Consider the following 24,489-nt stretch of genomic DNA (forward strand, 5'->3'; position numbering starts at 1 on the left):
ACTATCCGAAGACATAAACCGAACGTATTTTCGAATACGTGACGGTTTAGTTCAGTGAACCCTTTTTTATGAAATTAGGTTGTCTATTTATAATCTATTCTCTTGACTTACCACCATAATGCTTAATTAATGTGAAAACTGCGCAAACAATTGATTATTTAGCTTAACTATACCACATCGTTTGTAATCTGTTACTGGTTTCGGCTAATCCTTTTTACCTTAGATAATGGAAATAGACGAGTTACCCTGAAAAGTAACTCGTCCGACTATAGAATTTTACTCCGGCAAATTCTTAATGAATCCGCTCAACATAATTTGGATGAGCCGTCACATAGTAGACTTCACCTTTACTGTTTCTCACTTTGTACTGCTCACCTTTGCCAACCGAAAGTTTCTCGAGTACAATCGGAAACACCTGTCCTTTACTCATGTAGCCGAAAACATCTATGTCCTTCCAGCTGGGCTTATTATAAAAACGCAGCTTCCCCTCATGAATGCTCCTTACCCCTTTACCGCTAGCCGACTGACCTTGAACTAGTGGTCTAAGAAACTCTTTGTTACTTAACTGAACTTCTGCAGTCCCTCCATTACTTGACTGAAGCAACTTTTTATGTGGAACAGCTTTGTACAATACACCCATATCATTGCAGACAGTTTCAATAACGGCTTCGGCCGCCGCATACATATTTTCTACTGTCAGATAATACGCGTGATCATCCCTTTGGTCAATAAAGCCGTACTCTATTATAATAGTCTGAGTCGAACCAGTCAGCCTGTGCATAAAGTAATAATCGTGCTTTTTGTTCGGCAATGACCGGCTGAAGACTCTTCGAAGAGGTAAGTCGGTATGTTCCACTAACTTCTGAGCAACTGACTGAGATAGTCGTGGAGAGGCATGGATGGAATGAATGACTTCCACGCCCCTTACTGAACCGTTAAAGGCATTAAAATGGTTGCTAATACAAATATCGGCACTATTTTTCACTCGGCTGATTCGGGCTACCGGCTCCAATGTAATGTCGTCGTGACGCGTCATTTCTACATTGACCCCTAACTCTTTAAACCGGTGATACTGATACTGACTTATTTTCAACGTCCAGTCTTTCTCCCTGACTCCAAAAGCAACCGCACCTGGGTCTTTTCCACCGTGTCCTGGATCGATAATGAGTTTTTTCACCATTTGCTTTCCTCCTTAGTTTGACTAGCCGACTGCTGCTTTAAGCGAAGTCTAACTTTGTCCCGCCAGCTATACACAGTTTTCCGGCTTGTCTGATATTTCTCAGAAATGGCTGTAATTGACAGACCGTTCAGGACACGTTCTTCAATATACCGTCTTTCACATAACGATAACGTAGCTATAAATTGCCTTAGACTGTATGCTTCGATCCAATCGAGTTCAAAGCCATCACATGAAAACTCTCTGAGACTTTCTGTTTCTTCAGGCAAAGAACAGACTTCACTTCTCTGTCTCGCTTCTTTTCTAATATAATCAAGAATTGTCCAGTACACTTTTCTGTAGGCAAAACCCGTGAACTGATAGAACTGCTCATCCGTTATGACTGGTTGCGGAAAGCTTTCGTAAGCTGTGAGAAGAGCCAAGCGACCTATTTGCACATAATCGTCATAATCTCTATGCATACAGGTAATACTGCAGTGTTTGAGTATGCCATAAACAATCGAATCATGCACCTCATAAAAATCAGCCGCCATTTCTTCTGTTAATGTATTTGTCATCTGAAAACATCCTTAACTGTGATACAAGGCCTTGTTCACTTCAAACTATACTCGCTGATTTCTTCTCATTCAAAACGCCGATTCAGCAGGATTGTAGACTTAAATGACATGAAATTGAGAAATCAGACCGATAAATGGTTCTTTCATAGTATAAAGATGTATTTTTTCATTAAATTATAATCTAAATCACTGTAAAGCCATCTATCTTTAAACATTGTGATATGATACACTATTTTTGTTGGGATTGTTTCATATTATATTGTAAGCGTTATCTTATCTTAAATTCGTTTGAAAAGGAGCTTGATTCATGACGCAATCAGGTAATAAAGAATCGGAATTTATTTTTCGCCAACTATCAAACCACTATACAAATTCAGTTATAAATGAGAAACCGGCAGAGTACCTTATCGGTCAGCCTCGCATCAATTCTAGGCGAACATTAAAAGTCGAAGCAGATACTCTCATGCAGTGTCTGGACGAAGCTATTGAGCAGTACCCCCTACTGCTGACGCAAGAAACGTTTTACATACAGGATATATCCACACATGCTGGAACAGATTACAATACGGTTGTTTACCAGACGTGTGGGAGTATTTTAAAAACAAAGGAAACGAGTTCTCAAGTCATGACTCGCTATTTTCAATACATGAAAGTTGATTATGCCTTTATCCAGCAGATTGGTAAATGTATCGGCATTTCACAGCGCTGCCCTTACGTACTGGGTGAACTGTTTTTTTCACCTGAAAAAGGTACCGTAAAGAAAAATTCTAGCTGGATTGCTTTTCACAATGTACTCTATAGTGAGAGCCTGTCCACAACTGATATCTGTCTAAAGATCAGACATTTTCATGAGCTGATCTTGCCGCTGTCTTCGAAGCGACTGGCGGAAATGACACGCAAGTCGGCACATTTATACTATACTATTAAGATGATTTCTTTAGATATTCAGGAAAAATTTTCTTTTCCTATGCATAACGAACCGCCTCAAGAGCTGAATATTATCAAAAAAGAACTGGCTGTTCACTTAATCGGTCATCGGCCTGTTTCGTTAACTTCCCTCTTTGAACACATCTCTATCCACCGTGCGAGTGAGATTCTGCAAACTATCCTCGGTGAAGGAAATCCCTATTTAGATGAAATAAATCAAATTTTTCCACTCAAAAACGTTTTCAGAGACTAATTTTACAATTGATAAGCGAAAATGTTTGAACAAATTGTGTCTTTTCGATAGAATTAAAATATGAATCGTTATCTAATGTAGAATGATTCTAATTAACCCCTGTTAGATAGCAAGACAGATAGGAGGAGTACATTTGAGTATCTATGACAGTGTCAAGCACTTCCTAAAAAAAATAACTAATGAGTCTGATCAGTTAATAAAAACTAAACCCTTAAAAAATCACAAAGAGGGGCAATCCTTAAACACTCAGCATAAAATCAGTTTTTCGGCCAGCGACATTACCAATAATCAGACGGTCATTGATTCTATTGTTGAAAAAGTTATTCGTAAGGATTACTCCAAGCGTATTTATGCTGGAAAACGAGACGAAGACATTGAAGCGTGTAAAGAAAAAATTTATCAATATGAAAGCTACCGCACGAAAAAAGTCAAGTTAATTCCTAATCAGACCAATGAAATGGAAGTTTATGTCGAAGATATATACTTGGGAAAATCACCTGAACACCATACAAGAGAAGCGTTGTTTTATCTTCAGTCAGCCGTCGTTATGAGTTTTGCCTATATTTCAGGCGGGCCGTTTAAACAGTTTAATCCGGATCTTGATTCAATGGAAAAAGGTTCCGAACCCTATGACTTGACTGTTTATATTCAGTTCAGCTAATGATTTGTAATATAGCCAGCTTGGATTAAGACGACAATATTATTAATCATAAATAAAAACCGACTTATTATCTTTCTCAATTGTTTGAGAAAAATAATAAGTCGGTTTTTTATAGCTTATAATTGTCGCTAGATTACTTCTGCACCTAGCGTATTTTTGAAGTGAGATAAAGCCCATTCATGCCCCGTCTGATTAAAACTGGCCACCGCTTTTTCATGAACAACGATTTTGAAGCCTTTGTTGTAGGCATCCACAGCTGTATGCAGAACACAAATATCCGTTACTACTCCAATAAGATGGACTTCTCGAATTCCGCGCTCACGCAGTTTCAACTCCAGTTCAGTCCCATTAAACGCACTGTAGCGTGTTTTATCTGTGTAGAAGACATTATCTGAATCCTTAATACTTTGAAAATAACTTTCCAGTTCGCCATACAATTCTCTACCCTTAGTTCCTTCTATATTATGAGGCGGAAACAGACGACTCTCAGGATGGTAAGCATCATTTTCCAGATGCTTATCTATAGTAAAGGCAATAAACTGCCCGTCTTCATAAAATGTCTTCGTAAGAGCCAGTACGTCATCGTGAATAGCCTGTCCTGGTTCACCGCTGGTCAATGCCCCGTCTTCTGCCACAAAATCATTCGTATAATCAATGTGTATCAATGCTTTATCCACTTTGACTCTCCTTTCATGATTCATCATTAGACTATTTTAGTTGATTCGGTCAGCCATCATATTCATCATAAACTGCCAGACACCATTCGTCAGTAACAGTTCTTCCCGATCTTCATCCGCAACAGTAAAGCGAATGGTTTCTTCACGGTCGTTCAATACTTTACTGACAAAGTGTGGATCAGCTAGCATCACGCGTCCCAAAGCCACTAAATCACTGTATTTCAATGCTTCAAGAGCGTCTTCTCCGCCCCTTACATCTCCAACAGACATAAAGGCCGTGCGGTCATTAATCACTTCATGTAGATAGGCCAGCATTGGCTTCTCCTGATACTCATCGGACTGTGATTTCCAGTCATATTTTCCTAATGACACATGCAGGTAATCCAGGGGTTTGTCTGCAAGCTTATCCACTAGATACAGTGTATCTTCAAAACGAATACCAGGCGTCTCATACTCTTCCGGTGAAAAACGATACCCTACCACAAAGGGACGGTCGGCATAAGCCTTAACCGTCTCGATAACTGTATCTGTAAGGAGATCGGCAAAGCGGAAACGATTCTCCAGACTGCCTCCCCATTTATCTTCCCGGCGGTTAGAGTGCGGAGAGAAAAATTGCTGGATTAAATAGGTGTTAGCTCCGTGCAATTCAATGCCGTCAAAGCCTGCTTGAATGGCTCGAATAGTCCCTTGCTTGAAGTCCTCAATAATCTGATAAATTTCTTTTTCTTCCAGCGCTCTCGGTTCTTCTGCAGTCGGACGCTCCGCTTTGACTGCACTTGCTGAAACTGGCTGAGTGCCTCTTAAAACAGAAGAATTCGTCATGCGTCCACCGTGGTAGAGCTGGATAAAGGCTTTGGTCCCGTTTCTCTGGATAGTCGAAGCCAAGTCTGCTAAACCGTCCAGATGTCGGTCATCATGGATACCCAGCTCGCCTTCCCAGCCTTTTCCTCCTTCCGAAACATTTGCAGCGGCTGTAACAACTGCCCCGGCATCTTTACTTCTGAGGTAATAGTACTTTTTTTCGTCTTCCGTAATTACGCCATCGAAAAAACTCATTTTAGTGGTCATTGGAGCCATGATAAAGCGATTTTTTAACGTTACACCGCTTTTAAATGTGAATGGTTCTGAATAATGTCTGTTTGTCACTGTGCTCATCCTTTCTGCGTTCCTATCCATTTTACCCATTTGTCTAATGAAAAACAATTTTCACGCAAAAAAAACAGCCAGATGAGGGTTATCCATCTGACTGAGGTAAGGGAACACATAGTTAAAGGGCGGTGCTCAGCGAAGGGTATACTTCTTCGACTGTTCGTTCAGGATCCACTACAATGTACAGTTTGTCGCCATGAACAGCTGACGACTGATAAGCGTTGTCGTGTCCATCAGTATCTAGTGCTTTATATGGGAAATAGATTCTGTCTTTTTCAACAGCCATGCGTTTTTCACCATTCAAGCGGTCTCTGTACAAAATATCCATCATTTCGATATCCTGGAACTGAGCTACTCTGGCAAACATACCGGCTTCCAGTCCGCCTTTGTTAATGTCATCAGAATTAACACTGTCTGCCTCATGAGCAATCTCTATTTTCAAAGATTCACATGGATGGATTTCCTGAAATTCATCACCAATTCGACCAAAACTTGTTGTTACTTGCTTTATCCATAAGTCTCCAATATGTTCACGGCGTACTGTCCAGGTTTCACCGTTACGGAAGACAAATCGTAAAGCGCACATTACTTTTTTCATAAGCTTATTCTCTCCTTACGTATCTTATGTGAATAGTTTAACAAATTAAAAGACTAAAGGAAAGCTTTTTATTTAATTTTTTTAAAATTTCAAATAAACATTGTTCAATAACTAACAAGATTACCAAAAGTTCCTATTGTGTCAATGTTTCGGCAAAATCAGTGCGTATTTCGGGTCTTGAACTTAAAAAATTAACATTGAAAATGGTATTTTTGATTAGATAAAGCTATGATTAATCTACACTTATTTAGAAAGAGGGCAATGTGATGAAGAACTATTTAATCTATGAAGATTTTAATTATATGAAGTTCCTGACCTTGCCCGCCTCTCCTTTCGTTATTACATTTATAAACGTAACGCTATCTTCCCTTAGAAAACTGACACCCACTGAGAAGACTTTATCAGAGAAAGCCATTCGCCTGACCTCTTATGATGATGAACTGATTACACTCACCTTATATCAGCCTAAACGTGTAAAACAACCTGAAAAGTGTCTGCTTTATTTTTATGGAAGTGCGTATTTCATGAAGCAGGCTCCCCACCATAAAAAATGGGCCATGACTTATGCTGAGGAAACAGGCGCCCTAGTGATTGTTGTAAATTACCGTCTGGCACCCAAACACCCTTTTCCTACCCCTTTCTGGGACTGCTATAAGGCAAGCGAATGGCTCTTTGCCCATGCGTCCAGATTAGGTTTAGATCCGGCTAAATTAGTGGTAGGCGGTGACAGTTCCGGAGGTGCGCTTGCAGCAAGTGTTGCAATGATGCGCCGGGATAGAGGGCTACCTAATTTCGCCTTTCAGTTTCTAATTTACCCAGTTACGGATGCGCGCATGGACACGCCTTCAATGAAATCATTTGATTCTACGCCAGTCTGGAGCAGTCGACTGAACGAAATGATGTGGTCACTGTATGTGCAAGAAAAACCTCAATTAGACTGGAAGTATACATCCCCTCTTGAAGCAGAATCTTTTGACTCCCTTCCTCCAGCTTATGTAGAAGTTTGTGAATTTGATCCGTTGCGGGATGAAGGGCTGCTTTACGCAGACGCTTTGCACCAAAGTGATGTTGCAGTGGATGTAGCCTTTGTTCCTAAAGCCACACATGGTTATGATATACCTTTTGTCGGAGATCTCGCTCAGGCATTCAAGTATAGACGCCTTGCTGCACTCAAGCGAGCATTTGGAGACGAGTAAAGAACGTTAACTGTTAATAAATTTAAGCATAAAAAAGCCAGCTGGAGGAGGATTGCCCCTTCCAGCTGGCTTAACTTCATATTATTGAAACAGTTTAGTCTTCTACAGTCAGTTCGTTTACGGCAAGAATCGCTTGCGCTATTTCCTCGGCTGTAATTTCTGGATCAAGATTTTCCATCGTTTCCCCATCCGCAGTAGCCAGTTCTCCTATTTCGACTAATTCTTCAAAGGATTTGTCCTCTAAATGCATGTCTTCAAGCGTTGTCGGCATATCGATTGATTTCAGGAAGTCGCTGTAACGTTTGATTTCCTTATAAGGTTTGCGTTCCAGCACCAGCTGAACCAGAATACCATAGGATACTTTCTGTCCATGAGTGAGTTCGTGAATGTCTCCATCAACCGCTGTAAAGCCATTATGAATAGCGTGAGCGCCAGCGAGTCCACCATTTTCAAAGCCTAGCCCAGATAATAGGGTATTGGCTTCTACGACAGCATCCACTTGAGGAGTCACCAGGTTCTCTTTTACTGCTTTATAAGCCGCCGCGCCGTGTGTGAACAGCACTTCTTCTGCCATTTCAGCAATAGCTTTAGCCGCAAAGGTTGTCTTGCCTCCAGCCATTGTATCACTGTTACGTTTCATCGCCGCTTTCACTTCCACTAAAGTTGCCAGAGCATCTGACATTCCGGAGGCAAATAAATGAAGTGGCGCTTTTACAACTATGCCAGTATCTACCAGTACTAAATCAGGGTTTTTATCGTAGAATTTATATCCTTCAAACACACCATCGTCAGAGTAAATGACTGACAGTGCACTCGTCGGCGCATCGGTAGACGCGGTTGTTGGAACAATGATCACAGGCACTTCCAGACCATCTGAAACAGCTTTGGCCGTATCAAGCGTTTTACCGCCCCCGACCCCCATTACTGAATCGACTTCTTTTTCCTTCCCGATTTCAATCAATCTCTCAATTTCTTTGTTGGATGCTTCTCCATTAAATTGCTCGAAATGATAGGAACTATCTGAGTCCTTAAAGCTTTCTTCAATATCATTCTGGGTGATGTTCCATACCACCTCGTCTGAAAGCAGCAGTGGCTTCTTGCCTATTGACTCCGTCTCTTTACCGATTTCTTTAATAACGCCATTTCCTTGAATGTAACGGCTTGGTGATTTGAAAATGTATTTCTGCATAACTTTTTCTCCTCCCATTTCATGTAGTATCTTCATTGTATCAAAGACTGTTCCTTTTAAACAAAGGATAACCCTTTGAATAGAGTTCAACTCATATTAGAGGACAACTCGACTGCTTTTGAACGTGGAGTTGTATAAAACATTCCGTCACACATTAAGAAAAGCCCTGCTCACTAATTAGGCGAACAGGGCTCGTTAACTCTCTATTTAAAATCGGTAATGGATGGAATCCTGATAGTCACTGATCAACTGTTTGTTCAGCTCATCTCCTCCATCCAGGTTGGCACTGTAGAAAATTGGTGGCTTATCCATACCGTTCTCTCTAAGTTTCTTAACGGTCTCAACAACAATTGTGTTTACGATTGTTGCGCCAACAACAGTGGAAGACGGTCCAACTTTCATGTCCATCCCGTCTATCTCACACATACTGTCGCCTCGATCCCCGTGATTGTCTATAATTGTATCACATACTTCGTAGAGATTTTTACCCGAAGGATGTCTGGACTCTACCGATTTGGAATAGGTCAGATTTGTCAGGCCAATTACTGTCACTCCAATCTTCTTAGCTTCCATCGCCAGTTCGATAATAACTGGATTACGGCCAGAAACAGAATGCACTACGAGCACATCACCTTCTTTAAAAGGAGTTTTTTCAGCTAGAGCTGTCCCGTACCCCACTAAACGTTCCATTTTGCTGGTGTGTGTCACGGGTTCAACGTCAAGTAGAATGCTCTCTCCAAAAATCGGATTAATGGTCATCAGTCCGCCAGCTCTATAATACAGTTCCTGAGTCAGAATACCGGCATGGCTGGCACCAAATGCAAATATGGCTCTTTTATTTTCAATTGCATCGACAAAGTGACTAACAGCCTTTTCGATCGCTTCTTTTTCTTCACGTTCAACAGTCTCCAGTAATGTTTTTATTCCGTCAAAATAATCAAACATCAGCCGACCACTCCTGACAAGAGCTGTGCAAGCCAGCTGGCTAATGGTCCAAACAAGGAGAAGTCATTACCACCGAAGATCAGCATCCAGTTGCGGATGGTTGTTTCATAGATAATAACGGAAACTCCCATTAAGCCTACCATGACTGTCGCACCGACGACTGTCCCAATAATCGCTCCTTTGAGTCCGCCTTGGCCTTCACCAACGACTGCAGCACCACCCATTTCAAAGAAGGAAGTGACAACCAGCGGTATCAGGATAACCCCAAAAATGTTGGTTGTGTTGGCGATAAGAATCATGATGGTAGACGTAATCATCGCCACAATAAAGCCGATAATAACAGCATTTGGTTTATAGTTAAACAGAATCGGCACGTCGAACGCTGGAATCGCACCTGGAATCAGTTTGTCTGAAATCCCCTGGAAGGCAGGTACGATTTGGTTGATCAGCATACGAACCCCTTGCAACATAACAATCAAGCCGGCACCAAAGGTAATACCTTGGGTGACCGCATTAAAGAAGAAGTTATCCCCTTCCGCCACGATTTCCGGTGCTACTAGTGTCATAATCAAGTACATAAGGAAGATGACAATTGCACCCGTTACAGAGATTTCACGGAAAAATGACAGACTCTTCGGTACATTTAGAGACTCGGTTGAACGTTCCTTATTACCAACTCGTTTAGCGACAAAACCGGAAATGATACTCAAAATACCTGTCGGGTGTCCGATGAGGAATGACTCATCCCCCGTTACGTCCCAGATATATTTACGCATAACCCAAGGCATGAATGACCAGTAAAGTGCAGAAAGAATCGCTCCAAAGAGGATTAAGACAACCCCTGTCAGTCCGCCTTCCACACCTGCTGCGACGAATATGAACGGGAACCACCAGAGCATGTGTCCGGTCAGGAAGATTGTTTTAACCGGTGTGAAGCGGGCAATAAGCAAGTGAATAATCAGACCGGCAAACATTGCCAGACCAATTTCGCCACCGAAGTCGGCAATAAAGGTCACATCACTGAGTCCTTCACCTACTTCCACTCCTTCAGCAATCGTTTCCTGAAACGCATCGTTAATCGGAATGATCGTACCTACAATTAATCCTACCCCTGTATCTAAAATAAACATACCGAACGCTGCTGACAATGAGCCTTTAATAATATCTGCAATATTCTTTCTTTGAACGATTAATCCGATTGCTGCGATAATACCGAGCAGTACCGGCGGATTTCTTAAAATATAATCTGTCAGAAAATCTAGTATTCCCTGCATTTCTATCCATCCTCTACATTAAAATTTGGGGTTTTTATCCTGCTTGATAGTGAAAGGCAACCCCATGAACCATATGCGACCTACAAAAGAAAACCTAACTTATTTCTTTGTTTCAAGAAAATCGTCCAGCGCTTTTCCGACTTCTTCTTTATCCATATAACGCTGAATAGGATAAACAGGTGCTTTAGTCGAACCTTTCAAGTCATCCCCCAGTTCCTGACTAGTAAAAATCGCATCTGCAGAGCTTCCTTTTGCTGAACTTAAGTCGGTATTTTCAACTTCACAGTCAATGTCTCTATCTTTTGCTGCCTTTTCAATGGACATTTTTAAAACCATAGATGAACCAACGCCGAACCCACATACTGCTAAAAATTTATACATATTAATCGTCTCCTTCTGTTATAAGTTTGTTTATTTCATTTAAATCTCCTGATAAAAATGTTTCATATGATTTATCATCAATCAGCAGTTCAGAGATTTCCGACAAAGCTTCCAAGTGCGCCGATGAATCTACTGCCGCGAGAACCAGGAAGACTTTGACAGGATTACCGGCTAGATCAACCGGTTCATTCAAAGTCAAAAGCGCCATGCCAACTTCATTGACCCCTTCACCTGCTTTAGCATGCGGCAAGGCAAAATAATCTTTCAAGACAATATACGGTCCATTCTCATTGACACTACTGATCATTGCTTCAATGTATACTTCTTCAATCACTCCTTTCTCAAGTAACGGTCTCGCAGCTAAACGGATGCCTTCCTCCCATGAATCAACTGAGTCGACATGATTCATCGTCTCCTCTGACAAATAGTCTGTTAACATATAACCCACTCCTTTCCAATTTAATAACGTGCAAAATAGCGGTAAAGTTCCTTATCCGACTGCTCAATAAATATTTTCTCCACTTTTTCGCGTGACTGCATTACTTCATATATACGCTCGATAAATAAGCTAATATGGCTCATATCCTTTTTTGCCACGGATATCAGCACGACTACATCGACCCGTTCACCTCCCCAGGTGATTTTTTTGTCGGAAACACAAATGGATACATGTGTTTTATTGACGTAACTTGGGTTGCCATGCGGAATGGCTATGCCAGTTTCAAAAGCCGTTGATGACATAGTCTCTCTTTCATATATGGTAGCAACATATTCATCTGAGACGTGGCCCTTGTCCATAAGTGGCTGAGCCAGCTGTTCGATCACTTCCTCAGCAGAATTGAACGTTCCTCTGACTATAGACAACCGCCTGCTTAAAGAGTCTATGAGCGGATGCTCTTGATTAGCCAGGTCCAGTTTGTCTGTCTGAAAATCATTCTGTTCAAAATATAACGGCAGTTTTCGAGCCAGTGTCTTCAGTTCATCATCGGTTGGAATCACTGAGAGGAGGTGAACAGGAGGAGAATCCAGTTGTAGTTTGTCTGATGAAATGATTAAATCCACTTTGTTCAAGTCGACATCATCCAGCTTATCTGCCTGTAAACTTTCATACACATGTACACTCGGCAGAAACTGTTTAATGCGGCGTTCAAGAATTTCAGTGGTAACCATACCTGTCTGTGTAACAATGAGGATTTTTCGAATATCCCGCTTGCGTTCAAGTGCAGACTGAAAGTGAATCATTAAAAAGGCTACTTCATCCTCCGGAATACGCCTTCCAACAAACTGTTCGATATCAACTACCCCATACCATGTCAGATGAAACATCATGGAGTACTGCTTTTTTATTTCTTTAATATACGGATTTTGAAGTGTCAGTTTATTTCTCAGTCTGAACCACATAGGCACGAGATGATTAATCAGCCCTGTTATAAGGTAATCATCAGTTGTCAAATCTTCATTCATCATCGTCCCGATTTTTCGAATCAATTCATCGGCAACCTGTTCATAGAACGCATAATTGTCAGTGGAAAGCTGATTTTTAATGCCGCAAGCTATAAGACAGTCATTTAGAAACAGTGTATCTTCAGTAGTGAGCACGGACGAAAGTAGATTTTGAATATCCTCTGCCAGCTCAAAAGCAATATAGTAAGTATCGAGTGTGGAAACACGCTCAAAAATGTATCCGGACGAGCGTACGTGGTGAAAAGCCTTTCTCAGCCGAAAAATAAAAACCGACAAATACTCCAGCAGCTGCAGTCTATAGTATTCTGCCAGTTCGAAACGCAGGCCTAAATCGTCAAGTTGACGTGAGAGAAAGTATGTGTAAAGTTATTCTCGGAAATTTATTCTAGAAATCTGAAACGCTGTTTTTATTTGTTGTCTTTCTCAAGCCTTTTTTTGCTCTTCTAGCTTTTAAAAGACTTGAGAAAGACAGTATTAACTAAATAACTTCTGTAATTGCCCCATTGGACTTGATGAGGAGCCATAATTAGCTACTCTTCCAATTTTTACACCTATTGAAGGTCTGGATTTACTTTTCTTCAGGGCTGCTCTTACAGCCCCTTTGAACTCCGGCTGGAGTTTCGCTGAAAGCTCAGGTAGTTTATCTGTTAAGGCTTTGAGAAACGTTCCGTTCTTACGTGCGGAAATAATCGCCGCTATATTCCCTGCACCCTTAGCCGAAAAACCGCGTCCTTGTCGTTTCATACGATAACTATAAGGCCGATGATTACTTTCGCATACGCCAATCCCTTTATTTATAGGCAGATCTCTCATTTTTAATGGTTTTAGACTATCCCAATTTCTGTCTAAATAAGCTTTTAACTTTGAAAGTTCTTCTTTATATTCGTTGGCTTTTTCGTCATTTCCTTTAATACGGCTTTCAGTTGTAGCTATGACCGTTTCAACCAGATTAAAATTGTATGTATGCACTGCGTGCCTCATTTTCTTTTCCATCATTTTATCGAAATACATACGCTGTTTGATTTTCTCGTTGACATGATATGCATCTCTGAAGTGTTCATGTCGCTGACATTTTCCAATAATCTGATGAAATTTATCTTTATCGTAACCACTTCCTCCATCGCTATTAGAAATAACAATCGTTTGACGGATATCATAAATACTTTCTAGCCATAGACTTGCACGCCTAAAAGCTTCTTTACTTGATACAGTACTCTCAAACATTTTTGAATTAATTAAGACGGGTCTTTTCTGTTTTCCTTTGTACTCGATACCTTCATGAAACTGAACCCGATGAATCTCAGGACGTTTTTTCTCCTTGCCTTTTGTGAGCATTAAACCGTCACCTTCAATAAATAAGACAGGCGTTTTTGTCTTATCTTTTTGAGACGTCTCATCTTGAAGAGGGGCTGTTTCTGTCCATTCTTGAATTGTTTCTCCAATTTTTTGAGTAATAGTATGAATGGTCGTATGACTCAATGAAAACGATGTAAGAAGATCAATGGCTTCTTCTGCTTTGCGATACGTCCCATCAGAAGCCATTTGAGCTGCTTTCATCTCTACAAGTGGAGAATTACGAATTCTTGGCTTTAAGCCGACGGCTTTATCAAAAGGAATCACACTTTTTTCGCCTTTCTTTCGCATACGGTGGCGTTCAAATTCAACGGTTCCGAAAGTAAATTGCAGCGTACGGTCAGGGACACTGTCAATCTCATAACCTTGTTCCTTGTAATCATGAAGTAATTCTAAATCAATCTGTTTAAAAGCGGTACTGAGTAACTGCTGAGTGATACGTTGAAAAACCGTCTCTAATGCTAATTCTGCTTCTAAGAGTGTTGAAGAATCCTTTAAAGTTTTAATAATTTCTGATATAATTTCATTCATAAGAAGACCTCTTTCTCTAGCGTTGTCGTTATCTCTAGATTAAGGGTCTTCTTTCTTTTTGTCTAGGTCGAGCTTTCCCTCTTCCGACATTAATTTTACACATAGTGAGAGAAACTGACTGTCTTTATCGTCCATTTCCAGTTCCTGCTGAATAAACTGACTATACTCACTTATGTTTAGTGGCAAGCGATTATTCTGCACGTAAAACTGTTTAGATAAATAGTTCCGCCACACCAGCTGAACGGTGCGTTCGTTAGCCTTGATACAAGTACCCTCATTACTGCTGGCAAGCACGTTCTCTTCTGGAAAATAGTCTGATTTAATCTGCTTCATGTCTTTAACAAGAGTGGACCGACTGACAAAATAATCATCAGCCAGCTTTGAATAGGACAGCGTCTCCCCATCGAGAAGGCGTTTCACAATAGCTACTTGTCTTCTATCAGGATCCATATCTTTTAAAGCATTATTTTCCATGATTGTTTTGAGATAACGTTTCTGACTGCCATCTGCAATTAACCGGATGCCTTTCCCTGTCTTTCGTTCAAGCAAGGCATTGGCTTGCTTGGCTGATTCTTCTATTTCATCAAGATAGATATAAACTGTCCTCTGGGAAGCTTGTATTTTTTTAGCCAGATCAGACGCAGACACAAAAGATGGAGATTGCAGCAATTCGCTTACCAGCAACAGTTTTTGTTTAACGGACACAGACTCCCCCCTCTCTTTTTCCTCTCTTTGAGAAAAGTATAGCACACTTATGATAGCGCTGTTATTATAAACATTTCAACATAACTTGTTGCAAAAAAGTAAACACTTAAATTGTTTTTTTTTTGAAGATAATACAATTGTACTCTAGTGAAATAAGGAGTATGATTTCAGTAACAAAAGAAACACTAGTGTCATATTGGGAGGCTATAACCATGAAAACTCGACATTTCTTTACCCAATTGAAAGCTCAAGGGCTGCTTGTCATCAGACGGTTTCCATTGTCCATTCTGCTATTTTTTGCTGCTGCTTTGTTTACTTCTATATCTATTCAAGCTGATAATACAACATTCACAAAGGAAGCCTTAATAGTCGGTTTAGCTGCTCTTCTTTTAGCTGGCGGTCAGCTTGCACTGGAAGGTTTTTTATCTCGAAATAAAGTCATGCGCGTACTCTTACCTGCTCTTATTATCGTATTTTCCGTGCTGTACTACTTCTACCTCAGACAGGTCGACTTTTTCTACTACCAGCCTGCTGTGATCCGGACAGCCGTTCTTTACTTTACCGGTCTCATCCTATTCATATCTGCACCGACTATCCGTTCTAGATGGGCATTTTCAGAAACACTCATTGCCTTCATTAAAGCCTTCTTCAGTAGCCTGTTACTCTCTGCAGTCATGTATTTAGGGGTTACCATTATCTTTGGAACCTACAGTACGCTGTTCACTGTTCTGAGTTACCGTTGGTTTGGTCAGGGCGCTGCATGGATATTTATTTTCTTCGGACCAGTTTATCTCCTGGCCCGTACACCGCGTTACAGTGAGGGCCCCAGTCAATCTTCTGCAGCTGATGAAACAGTCATCCCACCATTATTGAGTAGCTTGATTGACTTTATAGTGGTCCCTCTGACACTCGTGTTCACTGTTTTGTTAATTGCTTATATAGCAGCCGATATTACAGGAGACTTCTGGCTCGACAATTTAATCGAACCCATGCTGATCAGCTATGTTGTCGTAGGCTTTTTGACACTGTATTTAACTGAACACTCAAATAGAAGCTGGGTCAAATTATATAACCGTTATTTCCCTTATTTACTCTTGGTGATTGCTCTCTTCCAGAGCTTGTCCTCATCCATAAAATCATTTGAACTTGGACTGACTCATGGCCGCTACTTTGTATTACTGTTTGGCATTTTTGCTATCACCAGTGTAGTCATTTACGGTTTCTTCAAAAGGTTAAAGCCTCTCATTCCTTTTATACTCGTCTTTCTGGGTCTCATCTCTATCCTTCCATTTATAGACGCCGTGTCAATTGGTGTGGCAAGTCAAAAGTCTCAAATTGAGTCGGTCGTTGATGAAGATAATCTGAATAGAGAGTATTCTCATGAGGAAAAAATGCAGCTGAGTTACAGCTTTAATTATCTTCAGGAAACGACCGAGTCCTATTCATTCGACTGGTTGCCGGAAGATTTCCATCTTTACGAAAATTTTGAGGCAACTTTTGGTTTTGAGCCTTACTATTATGCCAATTATCAGTATGATAGACAAAGTCCGGAACCGATTGAACGGGAATATGCCTATATGGAACTGAATAGAGATTCGCCAGTAATTTACCCTGTAAGTGGATCAGACGAAGCAGTACAATTTGCGACCTATTATATGCGTGATGAGTCAGGTAACAATATAATTAAACTAGATGAAGCGGATATTTTACTTGAGGTAACAGTTGACGAAGATCAGCTTCTTCTTGAGCTCATACAAGAAGATGAGACTTTGCTCGCATATGATTTATCCTTTCTGAAAGACGAAGCCTTTGACCAGCCTGAAACGCATCAAAGTCTTTCGATTGAAGAACTTACTTTTACAGAAGAAAATGAAGAGGCCCGACTAACCGTCATTGTTCACCATTTTGAAACAGACAGAGAAGGAATGTATGAAGGAGAATTCTTCGTCATGATTGACTTCAAATAATAGAACAAAACAAAAAGGAAGCATTTTCATAAATTTTTAGGTAAAATAGAAACAGTGAAAATTTTAGGAGGAATGCACAGCATGAAGAAAGAAACATTTACGTTCCACAATGGAGTAACTATTCCAAGTATCGGTTTTGGTACATGGCAGATTCCAAATGAAGAAGCTTATGACTCTGTCACAATGGCTTTGAGAAATGGCTACACACATATCGATACAGCTCTTGCCTATCAGAATGAAGAAAACGTTGGAAAAGCCATTCGCGAATTTGACATTGCCAGAGAAGATGTTTTCATCACAAGCAAACTGCCTGCTGAACGCAAAGGCTATCAGGAAGCGCTTGATGCATTTGATGAAACAATTACCAATTTAGGTGTAGACTATCTTGATTTATACCTGATTCATGCCCCATGGCCTTGGAATGACATCGGAAAAGACTGCACGCAGGGTAACATTGATTCCTGGAAAGCTATGGAAAAGCTGTATAATGATGGAAAAATTAGAGCAATTGGTGTATCGAACTTTAGTATCAGCGATCTTCAGGCTATCCTGGATAACTGTGATATCGTGCCAATGGCTAATCAGATTCCGTTTTATATTGGTAAAGATCAGAAAGATTTGATGGACTTCTGTGAGAAGCACGACATTGTCGTTGAAGCCTACTCTCCATTAGCAACTGGACAACTGCTTGACAGCCCTGAGCTAAAAGAGATGGCTGATAAATACGGCGTCACGACTGCCCAATTGGCTATCCGATACTGCTTAGACAAAGGTACCATCCCTCTTCCTAAATCGACTCATGAAGAGCGCATAATCCAAAACAAACAGTTGGACTTCGAAATTTCAGAAGAAGATCTGAATGCACTGGATAAAATGGAAGATGTCAGAGATTAATTAATAGATAACCCGGAGTTCACGATTTAGTGACCTCCGGGTTTTTGCTTGTATTCAGTTTCAGCCTCAAAAACAATAGTGTTTCACTTTGATGCCCTTTGTAACTCAGCCATGAGTTACTTCCTTATATTATTTATTGGTTAGATAGTGGCCTATTTTGCCTATTTTGTTAACTTATCATCACTTACTCATCAGCGTTACTGCTAATCTTGATTATTATGGCAACCCGACTGGTGCTGCTTAGCCGAGTTACCTCTATCTTTGGTTATTACGTTAACTCGCTGTCTTACTCTTCACGGAGTTACCTGAATCTTCGGTTATTTAGCCAACTCGCTGTCTTACTGTTCACGGAGTTACCTGAATCTTCGATTATTTAGCCAACTCGCTGTCTTACTCTCCACAGAGTTACCTCTATCTTCGATTATTGCGACAACTCAGCACGCTCTACTTCACCGAGTTTATGCAATAACTGATTATTCCGTTAACTGGTGGGTGGCCTATTAGATGAGTTACCTCAATGTCTAGTTATTATGCTAACTCAGCGTTTTATCCCTCTGGAGTTAACGTTATCTTCTAAGCATCACCTCGACAGTTGCCTATGATTACGCTTATGCTGTCTATTAGGTTATAATGAATTTAAATCCGTATCATAGAGGAGATAATAATTTATGAAGCTCAGCGATTTTACAGGTCTGTTCAAAAAGAATACATTGACAATCGAATCCATAGAAAATCCGTTTGACGATTATCACTTTAAACAAACCTGATAATCTGACTTGGGAAGCTGGTGAACACGGTATGTTAACCTTGCCGGGTAGAAAAGTCAGTGGACAACCTTTTCGTGTTTTCTCTTTGTCCTCCATACCAGAGGAAGGCAAGCTCCTCATTGCTACTCACGCTAATGAACCAATCAGTGATTTCAAAAAGCAACTATTGTCCATGTCAAAAGGTGATCAAGTTAAGATAAAAGGACCGTTTGGCTGGTTCAAAGTTCAAGATACCACCTCTCCTATTGTAATGATTGCGACAGGTATAGGGATAACACCCGTACGAGCCATTATTAAAAGCATTGAAAATGAAGAAACACGCCCCATACACCTGGTGCACAGCTCTCCATCTAAACACTTATATAGAAATACCTTTGAAGAGGTAAGCAAGAAAAATAGAGATTTTCATCCGGTTTTCACGAACAGTAAAGAACAAACTATTGAAACCTATACGGCTTTAGCAAAAATACACGGAAATGAAGCCTACTATTATTTATCCGGTAAACTAAGTATTATCCGGGCTACAAAAAAAGAACTTAAAAAGTTAGGCATCAAAGGCAGCCGGATTATTATCGATCCTTATATCGGGTACTAGCTTCTACTCTCCCCCATATTCCTTTGCAATAAACTATTTTGATTGATTTAATCACGAGAACTTAATAAAGCACGCTCCTTAAAAGGCAGGTGAGCCCTGCCTTTTAAGGAGCGTGCATATTTTTGTCTTCTGTTTTTTGCCACTTAAGGATTTTGCTACAACATTATCTAATTCAAGTTTTAAACGATTCCCATTGAAGCCAGGAAAATAGCGGGTACTAATGAAAGTATCGGAATGACCACTCCCACCACAAACATATCAAAGTAACTCTCCTTGTGCGTTAAACCGCAGATTGCAAGTAGAGTTATAATAGCACCGTTATGAGGAAGAGAATCAAGACCACCAGAAGCCAGTGAGGCTATTCTATGAAATACTTCGGGACTAATATTTTGCTGCTGAGCAATCACCATATATTCTTCAGCTAAAGCACCTAGAGATATCCCCAATCCACCAGAAGCAGATCCCGTCACACCCGACAGTAAATTAACTGAGACAGCTAGAGAAATTAAGGGACTTCCCGGAATACTCAATAACACTTCAGTTATCGTTGCAAATGCCGGCGTTGCTTGAACCACCGAACCGAAACCGACTGCTGCCGATGTATTGACAATTGCATTCATTGAACCGCGAGCTCCTTCGTTGACAGATGGAAAAAGTCCTGTAATTTTTCGGAAATTAATCAGTAAAGCGAGACCAATACCAAGTAACAGACTCGTTTCGATTCGAATATTTAATATATTTAAAGAGATAAGTATTACAACTAATGGTAAAAGGGAAACCCAAACATTTGCCTTGTTTCCTTTATCAAGGGTAATGATTTTTTTATCTTTCGGTTCTTTGAACACATTACCTTTACTGACAGATTTCTTCTGACTCCATAAAAGATAACTGTAGCCCACTACCGCCATGAAAAGACCTGTAAGCAACCCAATGATTGGTGCCGCTCTTGGTGTCGTGTTGAAGTAATCCATTGGAATTAGATTTTGAATTTGCGGTGATCCCGGGAAAGCAGTCATGGTGAATGTGAAATTACCTAATGTAATTACACCGGGTATTAAAAATCTCGGCAAGTTCGCTTTTCTATAAAGACTCAAGGCCACTGGATAAACTGAGAACCCCACTACGAACATGCTGATTCCTCCGTATGTAAGTAAAGCAGTGGGAATTAAAACACCTAACAAGGCATGTTTTTTTCCAATAACATTACCGATAGCATCCGCTATTGATTCAGCCATACCCGTATCGTCCATGATTTTACCAAATATTGAACTCAGCATAAATACAGGAAACCACGTCTGCGCAAAATTGGCAAATCCACTCATAAACGGTCCCGTGAAGGATTCCATCACCTCTAAACCTCCGAGAAAGGCGACCATCCCAGCAGAAAATGGCGCAACCCATACAATCGAAAATCCTTTGAAAGCTAAAAACATCATCAAAGATAAACCTAATACTATGCCTAACATATTGACCCTCCTAATTTTAATAAAGCGTTTCCATAATGGAATATTATCAGAAGTTAACCATAATAATCAACTGTTATTTCAAAATTTACTCAAAACCAGTTGACTGTAAGCGTTTTATATTGTATATTGAGTTACAAGTTAACCAAAACATTACATAAGGGGGCCGGTTCTACTAGTACATTCTGGTTATTACTATATTAGGAGGATTTACAATGTCAAATGTGAAAGTTTTGAAGAATTATATTAATGGTGAATGGACTGAAAGCAAGTCAACAGATTTTGAAGAAGTTTTTAACCCCGCTACTGGAGAATTAATTGGAAAAGTCCCTCTATCATCTAAAGATGAGTTGAATGAAGCGGCTGAAAAAGCACAGGAAGCATTCACCACCTGGAGCAGAGTCAGTGTGCCGAAACGCGGAAGATTTATGTTTAAACTGCAAAACCTACTGATTGAGCACAGTGAAGAATTGGCTCAACTGATTACTCTGGAAAACGGGAAAACAATTGCTGATGCACGTGGAGAAGTTCAGCGAGGAATAGAGAACACAGAAAATGCTGCTTCCATTACTAACTTAATTATGGGCGATTCAATTTCTACTGCCGCTACCGACGTGGAAGTAACGAATTACAAATACCCTATTGGTGTAGTGGGTGCTATTTCTCCATTTAACTTCCCTATGATGGTACCCTTCTGGATGTTCCCGATGGCAATTGCTGCCGGTAACTCTGTTATTCTAAAGCCGTCTGAAAAAACACCGCTGCTTATTGAAAAAATTGTTGATTTAGTTGAGGAAGCTGGTATTCCTAAAGGTGTTTTCAACGTAGTATACGGCGCACACGATGTCGTTAATGGCATTCTGGAAAATAAATTAATTAAGGCTGTGTCATTTGTCGGATCTGAACCAGTTGGACGTTATGTCTATCAAAAAGGGACAGAAAACATGAAACGCGTCCAGTCTCTAACGGGAGCTAAAAACCACGTGACAGTTTTAAATGATGCAGATTTAGACGATGCTATTCCAAAGATTATTGGAGGCGCATTCGGCTCAGCTGGACAAAGATGTATGGCTGGATCAGTTTTAACACTTCAAGAAGACATTGCTGATGAGTTCCTGGATAAATTTGTTGCTGCGGCTAAAGATATTAAAATTGGTAACGGTCAGGACGATACCACTTTCCTTGGACCTGTCATCCGAAAAGAAAATCAGGAACGAACCTTTAACTATATTGAAAAAGGAACTGAAGAAGGCGCAAAAATTCTTCTAGATGGGCGTGAGGATATTCCTGAAGACGGCTACTTCGTCGGACCAACTATTTTTGATAATGTCTCTACCGATATGACTATATGGAAAGACGAGATATTCGCTCCTTTTGTCTCCATTGTCCGTGTTAAAGATGTCAAGGAAGCTGTCGAAGTAACCAACCAGTCTAACTTTGCCAATGGTGCCTGCCTGTTCACAAATGATACCCGAGCTGTCCGCTATTTCAGAGAAAACGTTGACCCTGGAATGATCGGAATAAACTTAGGAGTCCCTGCTCCAATTGCCTGGTTCTCATTCTCTGGATGGAAAGATTCTTTCTATGGCGATTTGCATGCCAATGGTAAAGACAGTGTTGAATTCTATACACGCCGAAAAGTTGTTACAGCACAGTATAGAACAGACAAAATTTAAAATCCAAACCCACTCTTCTATTGAAAGGATGAACCCTTAACTATGTCAATTCACAAAATTGAAATGCCCACTGAAGTCTTTTATGGACCAGATTCCCTATCGCGCGTAGGTGATACGTCCAAAAAATTTGGAAAAAAAGTGCTTCTCATCAGTGATAATATTATTGAAAAAATGGGTTATGTGAAAACAGTCACCCGTTACCTGGAAGAAGAAGGTCTGACAGTCTACCCCTACCTTGGTGCGAATTCTGAACCAACTGACACATATGTAGATGAAGCACTCGATATTCTGAAAGAAAATAATTGTGATGTCATTGTAACTATCGGAGGTGGAAGCTGCCTGGATACAGCTAAAGCCGTAGCCGTTGTAGCAACGAACGGCGGCTATATCGGAGATTACATGAAAGGAAACAAAATTGCCGACGTAGACCCTATTCCATTAGTTACTATACCGACTACTGCGGGAACAGGTTCGGAAGTAACTAATGTGACAGTCATAACGAATACTAAAGAAAACATTAAAATGATGATTAAGCAGACCGCCTTCTTGCCAAAAGTCGCGATTGTTGATCCTAACCTGACTATGACTGCTCCTAATAAAGTAACGGCAGCTACTGGTATGGATGCCTTATGTCATGCTATTGAGTCATATGTATCCCAGATTGCTCATCCAATGACACGCACGTTTTCTCTAGAAGCCATCAGACTTATTTTAAATAATATACAAACAGTTTATGATAATGGTGATGATGTAGAGGCACGATCCAACATGTCCCTAGCAGCTATGGAAGCCGGAATAGCTTTCTCTAACGCTTCCGTTACATTAGTTCACGGGATGTCCAGACCAATTGGTGCTTTATTCCATGTCCCCCATGGTGTTTCCAATTCAATGCTCTTACCTGCTGTATTAGAATTTTCAAAACAAGATGCTTTAAACGAATTAGCTGATATAGCCAAACTGTTCCTGTCGGAAGATCAAGTTGACGGTAAATCAATTGAAGAGTTGGCAGATGAAACCATTCGTAAAGTTAAAGAACTCAGTCACCACCTCAATATCCCAAACTTGAAATCATGGGGTATTGATGAAAATGAGTTTGAAGCATCCCTAGATAAAATGGCTACAGATGCATTGAATTCTGGAAGCCCAAGCTACAATCCACGTGTGCCTTCGCACGATGAAATTAAAGAATTATATCGAACCTGCTTCTCCTATGATTACTCAAAATAATAAAAATACAGTCAGGAAAATGAGTATCAACTCATCTCCTGACTGCTTTTTTATGGTGTTATTAAATCGATGTCATTTTCATCAAAATAGTTACTGTAAGTTGAATCAATCGGACTGTCAGTAATAACAGCATTCATTTGTTCAATCTTTGCGTAAGTAACTAAAGCTGACTTACCAAATTTGTGCTCATCAATCAAAGCATACAACTTATTGGCTTTATCAACTACTGTACGCTTTATATCATACTCTTGATTATCAGAATTGGTTAAACCAGATTCTATGGAGACTGCAGTAGCTGCCATGAAAGCTTTATGGATATTATATTTGTCTAATAATATTGATTTATCTAACCCCACAAAGGAATTAGTCTTACGCTTGTAAATTTCTCCGATTATGATAATCGTGGCGTTCCTAAAGGTTACGAAGCGGTTAATGACAGTAAGACTGTTCGTTAATACTGTTAATTGTATCGATGGATCCAGATAGTCAGGAATATATTGTGTCGTTGTACCTGAATCAATAAATATAACATCTCCAGACGAAATCTCAGCAGCGGCAAGTGATGCAATCACTTTTTTACCTTCCATTGCCCTCTGATTCCGCTCCTCGAATGGAAGCAAGAAGTTTCGAACAAATTCTACTCCTCCATATACCTTTTCATATCCTTCCAGTTTAACAATTTCATTTACATCTCTTCTTACAGTGTTCTTTGATACATCAAAAACTTCACACAGCTCATCAAGTGATACTTTTTTCTTAAGTCTGATATACTGTTCCATTTCGTCAATTCGCTTAATCTTCAATGGAAGACCTCCATTACGCTGATTTATTATAAGTATAACAAACTCAATATAAATTTAGAA

The 24,489-nt window shown here is 40.2% G+C and carries 23 protein-coding genes; 8 read left to right on the forward strand and 15 right to left on the reverse strand.

From position 1 onward, the window contains the following. Nucleotides 1-292: 292 nt before the first annotated feature. Nucleotides 293-1,180: an N-acetylmuramoyl-L-alanine amidase family protein gene (locus ACYVLS_RS11875; protein ID WP_460324824.1), complete on the reverse strand. Its 888-nt coding sequence runs from the start codon at nucleotides 1,178-1,180 to the stop codon at nucleotides 293-295. Further along, nucleotides 1,174-1,734 carry a sigma-70 family RNA polymerase sigma factor gene (locus tag ACYVLS_RS11880; RefSeq protein ID WP_460324827.1) on the reverse strand — a complete coding sequence of 187 codons (561 nt, stop codon included), beginning with the start codon at nucleotides 1,732-1,734 and terminating at the stop codon, nucleotides 1,174-1,176. The genes ACYVLS_RS11875 and ACYVLS_RS11880 overlap by 7 nt, the downstream gene beginning before the upstream one ends. A gap of 307 nt (nucleotides 1,735-2,041) precedes the next feature. Between ACYVLS_RS11880 and ACYVLS_RS11885 the strand changes: the two genes are divergently transcribed. Both ACYVLS_RS11885 and ACYVLS_RS11890 read left to right on the forward strand, forming a co-directional pair. Continuing rightward, nucleotides 2,042-2,914: a competence protein ComK gene (locus tag ACYVLS_RS11885; protein ID WP_460324830.1), complete on the forward strand. Its 873-nt coding sequence runs from the start codon at nucleotides 2,042-2,044 to the stop codon at nucleotides 2,912-2,914. 133 nt (nucleotides 2,915-3,047) lie between these two features. Next, entirely contained in the window at nucleotides 3,048-3,575 is a 528-nt protein-coding gene (locus ACYVLS_RS11890; RefSeq protein ID WP_460324833.1) for a hypothetical protein, read from the forward strand. 128 nt (nucleotides 3,576-3,703) lie between these two features. Here ACYVLS_RS11890 and ACYVLS_RS11895 read toward each other — a convergent pair whose 3' ends face one another. The 3 genes from ACYVLS_RS11895 to ACYVLS_RS11905 all read right to left on the reverse strand — a co-directional run bounded on the left by ACYVLS_RS11895 (nucleotide 3,704) and on the right by ACYVLS_RS11905 (nucleotide 5,999). Continuing rightward, nucleotides 3,704-4,252: a cysteine hydrolase family protein gene (locus ACYVLS_RS11895; protein WP_460324836.1), complete on the reverse strand. Its 549-nt coding sequence runs from the start codon at nucleotides 4,250-4,252 to the stop codon at nucleotides 3,704-3,706. 36 nt (nucleotides 4,253-4,288) lie between these two features. Further along, a complete protein-coding gene (locus ACYVLS_RS11900) occupies nucleotides 4,289-5,398 on the reverse strand; it encodes an NADH-dependent flavin oxidoreductase (protein WP_460324838.1) in 1,110 nt (369 codons plus the stop codon). A gap of 121 nt (nucleotides 5,399-5,519) precedes the next feature. Beyond that, a complete protein-coding gene (locus tag ACYVLS_RS11905; RefSeq protein ID WP_460324841.1) occupies nucleotides 5,520-5,999 on the reverse strand; it encodes a hypothetical protein in 480 nt (159 codons plus the stop codon). A gap of 266 nt (nucleotides 6,000-6,265) precedes the next feature. Between ACYVLS_RS11905 and ACYVLS_RS11910 the strand changes: the two genes are divergently transcribed. After that, nucleotides 6,266-7,195 (forward strand): alpha/beta hydrolase, encoded by a 930-nt coding sequence (locus ACYVLS_RS11910; RefSeq protein ID WP_460324844.1) that lies wholly within the window; start codon nucleotides 6,266-6,268, stop codon nucleotides 7,193-7,195. A 94-nt stretch (nucleotides 7,196-7,289) separates the two neighbouring features. On the opposite strand, the gene ACYVLS_RS11915 is transcribed toward ACYVLS_RS11910, so the two are convergent. The 8 genes from ACYVLS_RS11915 to ACYVLS_RS11950 form a co-directional block, all read right to left on the reverse strand. After that, entirely contained in the window at nucleotides 7,290-8,384 is a 1,095-nt protein-coding gene (locus ACYVLS_RS11915; RefSeq protein WP_460324846.1) for a glycerol dehydrogenase, read from the reverse strand. A gap of 207 nt (nucleotides 8,385-8,591) precedes the next feature. After that, nucleotides 8,592-9,329, reverse strand: coding sequence for a sugar isomerase domain-containing protein (locus ACYVLS_RS11920; protein ID WP_460324848.1), 738 nt, complete (start codon nucleotides 9,327-9,329; stop codon nucleotides 8,592-8,594). Further along, nucleotides 9,329-10,603: a PTS ascorbate transporter subunit IIC gene (locus tag ACYVLS_RS11925; RefSeq protein ID WP_460324850.1), complete on the reverse strand. Its 1,275-nt coding sequence runs from the start codon at nucleotides 10,601-10,603 to the stop codon at nucleotides 9,329-9,331. Before ACYVLS_RS11925 ends, ACYVLS_RS11920 begins: the two co-directional genes overlap by 1 nt. 99 nt (nucleotides 10,604-10,702) lie before the next feature. Continuing rightward, on the reverse strand, nucleotides 10,703-10,984 hold the full coding sequence (locus ACYVLS_RS11930) for a PTS sugar transporter subunit IIB (protein WP_460324853.1): 282 nt from the start codon (nucleotides 10,982-10,984) through the stop codon (nucleotides 10,703-10,705). Nucleotide 10,985: 1 nt separating this feature from the next. Continuing rightward, the gene (locus ACYVLS_RS11935) at nucleotides 10,986-11,423 is read right to left on the reverse strand and encodes a PTS sugar transporter subunit IIA (RefSeq protein WP_460324856.1); all 438 of its coding nucleotides are present in this window, start codon (nucleotides 11,421-11,423) and stop codon (nucleotides 10,986-10,988) included. 20 nt (nucleotides 11,424-11,443) lie between these two features. After that, nucleotides 11,444-12,724 carry a BglG family transcription antiterminator gene (locus ACYVLS_RS11940; protein WP_460324859.1) on the reverse strand — a complete coding sequence of 427 codons (1,281 nt, stop codon included), beginning with the start codon at nucleotides 12,722-12,724 and terminating at the stop codon, nucleotides 11,444-11,446. Nucleotides 12,725-12,922: 198 nt separating this feature from the next. Next, nucleotides 12,923-14,332, reverse strand: coding sequence for an ISLre2 family transposase (locus ACYVLS_RS11945; RefSeq protein WP_460324862.1), 1,410 nt, complete (start codon nucleotides 14,330-14,332; stop codon nucleotides 12,923-12,925). Between the two features lie 39 nt (nucleotides 14,333-14,371). Next, nucleotides 14,372-15,037 (reverse strand): hypothetical protein, encoded by a 666-nt coding sequence (locus ACYVLS_RS11950; RefSeq protein ID WP_460324865.1) that lies wholly within the window; start codon nucleotides 15,035-15,037, stop codon nucleotides 14,372-14,374. A gap of 212 nt (nucleotides 15,038-15,249) precedes the next feature. Here ACYVLS_RS11950 and ACYVLS_RS11955 point away from each other — a divergent pair, with 212 nt between their 5' ends. From ACYVLS_RS11955 to ACYVLS_RS11965, 3 genes are all read left to right on the forward strand, one after another. Next, complete coding sequence (locus ACYVLS_RS11955) at nucleotides 15,250-17,004, forward strand: DUF4153 domain-containing protein (RefSeq protein ID WP_460324868.1); 1,755 nt, start codon at nucleotides 15,250-15,252, stop codon at nucleotides 17,002-17,004. 81 nt (nucleotides 17,005-17,085) lie between these two features. Next, nucleotides 17,086-17,898: an aldo/keto reductase gene (locus ACYVLS_RS11960; protein ID WP_460324871.1), complete on the forward strand. Its 813-nt coding sequence runs from the start codon at nucleotides 17,086-17,088 to the stop codon at nucleotides 17,896-17,898. 738 nt (nucleotides 17,899-18,636) lie between these two features. Then, nucleotides 18,637-19,260 (forward strand): FAD-dependent oxidoreductase, encoded by a 624-nt coding sequence (locus ACYVLS_RS11965; RefSeq protein ID WP_460324874.1) that lies wholly within the window; start codon nucleotides 18,637-18,639, stop codon nucleotides 19,258-19,260. A 179-nt stretch (nucleotides 19,261-19,439) separates the two neighbouring features. Here ACYVLS_RS11965 and ACYVLS_RS11970 read toward each other — a convergent pair whose 3' ends face one another. Next, complete coding sequence (locus ACYVLS_RS11970) at nucleotides 19,440-20,726, reverse strand: GntP family permease (RefSeq protein ID WP_460324877.1); 1,287 nt, start codon at nucleotides 20,724-20,726, stop codon at nucleotides 19,440-19,442. 212 nt (nucleotides 20,727-20,938) lie between these two features. Here ACYVLS_RS11970 and ACYVLS_RS11975 point away from each other — a divergent pair, with 212 nt between their 5' ends. Beyond that, a complete protein-coding gene (locus tag ACYVLS_RS11975) occupies nucleotides 20,939-22,399 on the forward strand; it encodes a CoA-acylating methylmalonate-semialdehyde dehydrogenase (protein ID WP_460324880.1) in 1,461 nt (486 codons plus the stop codon). 42 nt (nucleotides 22,400-22,441) lie between these two features. Further along, on the forward strand, nucleotides 22,442-23,626 hold the full coding sequence (locus ACYVLS_RS11980) for an iron-containing alcohol dehydrogenase (protein WP_460324883.1): 1,185 nt from the start codon (nucleotides 22,442-22,444) through the stop codon (nucleotides 23,624-23,626). Between the two features lie 50 nt (nucleotides 23,627-23,676). Here the strand turns inward: ACYVLS_RS11980 and ACYVLS_RS11985 are convergent, their stop codons facing one another. Then, nucleotides 23,677-24,429, reverse strand: coding sequence for a DeoR/GlpR family DNA-binding transcription regulator (locus tag ACYVLS_RS11985; RefSeq protein ID WP_460324886.1), 753 nt, complete (start codon nucleotides 24,427-24,429; stop codon nucleotides 23,677-23,679). Nucleotides 24,430-24,489 lie beyond the last annotated feature (60 nt).

This window comes from Alkalibacterium psychrotolerans, from assembly GCF_054784355.1.

What these genes read in the sequence shown, in the direction of transcription:
- ACYVLS_RS11910 (WP_460324844.1), top strand. Translation starts at nt 6,266, where the DNA reads ATGAAGAACTATTTAATCTATGAAGATTTTAATTATATGAAGTTCCTG.
- ACYVLS_RS11885 (WP_460324830.1), top strand. Translation starts at nt 2,042, where the DNA reads ATGACGCAATCAGGTAATAAAGAATCGGAATTTATTTTTCGCCAACTA.
- ACYVLS_RS11960 (WP_460324871.1), top strand. Translation starts at nt 17,086, where the DNA reads ATGAAGAAAGAAACATTTACGTTCCACAATGGAGTAACTATTCCAAGT.
- ACYVLS_RS11875 (WP_460324824.1), bottom strand. Translation starts at nt 1,180, where the DNA reads ATGGTGAAAAAACTCATTATCGATCCAGGACACGGTGGAAAAGACCCA.
- ACYVLS_RS11935 (WP_460324856.1), bottom strand. Translation starts at nt 11,423, where the DNA reads ATGTTAACAGACTATTTGTCAGAGGAGACGATGAATCATGTCGACTCA.
- ACYVLS_RS11915 (WP_460324846.1), bottom strand. Translation starts at nt 8,384, where the DNA reads ATGCAGAAATACATTTTCAAATCACCAAGCCGTTACATTCAAGGAAAT.
- ACYVLS_RS11980 (WP_460324883.1), top strand. Translation starts at nt 22,442, where the DNA reads ATGTCAATTCACAAAATTGAAATGCCCACTGAAGTCTTTTATGGACCA.
- ACYVLS_RS11975 (WP_460324880.1), top strand. Translation starts at nt 20,939, where the DNA reads ATGTCAAATGTGAAAGTTTTGAAGAATTATATTAATGGTGAATGGACT.
- ACYVLS_RS11945 (WP_460324862.1), bottom strand. Translation starts at nt 14,332, where the DNA reads ATGAATGAAATTATATCAGAAATTATTAAAACTTTAAAGGATTCTTCA.
- ACYVLS_RS11925 (WP_460324850.1), bottom strand. Translation starts at nt 10,603, where the DNA reads ATGCAGGGAATACTAGATTTTCTGACAGATTATATTTTAAGAAATCCG.
- ACYVLS_RS11880 (WP_460324827.1), bottom strand. Translation starts at nt 1,734, where the DNA reads ATGACAAATACATTAACAGAAGAAATGGCGGCTGATTTTTATGAGGTG.
- ACYVLS_RS11930 (WP_460324853.1), bottom strand. Translation starts at nt 10,984, where the DNA reads ATGTATAAATTTTTAGCAGTATGTGGGTTCGGCGTTGGTTCATCTATG.
- ACYVLS_RS11920 (WP_460324848.1), bottom strand. Translation starts at nt 9,329, where the DNA reads ATGTTTGATTATTTTGACGGAATAAAAACATTACTGGAGACTGTTGAA.
- ACYVLS_RS11905 (WP_460324841.1), bottom strand. Translation starts at nt 5,999, where the DNA reads ATGAAAAAAGTAATGTGCGCTTTACGATTTGTCTTCCGTAACGGTGAA.
- ACYVLS_RS11955 (WP_460324868.1), top strand. Translation starts at nt 15,250, where the DNA reads ATGAAAACTCGACATTTCTTTACCCAATTGAAAGCTCAAGGGCTGCTT.
- ACYVLS_RS11970 (WP_460324877.1), bottom strand. Translation starts at nt 20,726, where the DNA reads ATGTTAGGCATAGTATTAGGTTTATCTTTGATGATGTTTTTAGCTTTC.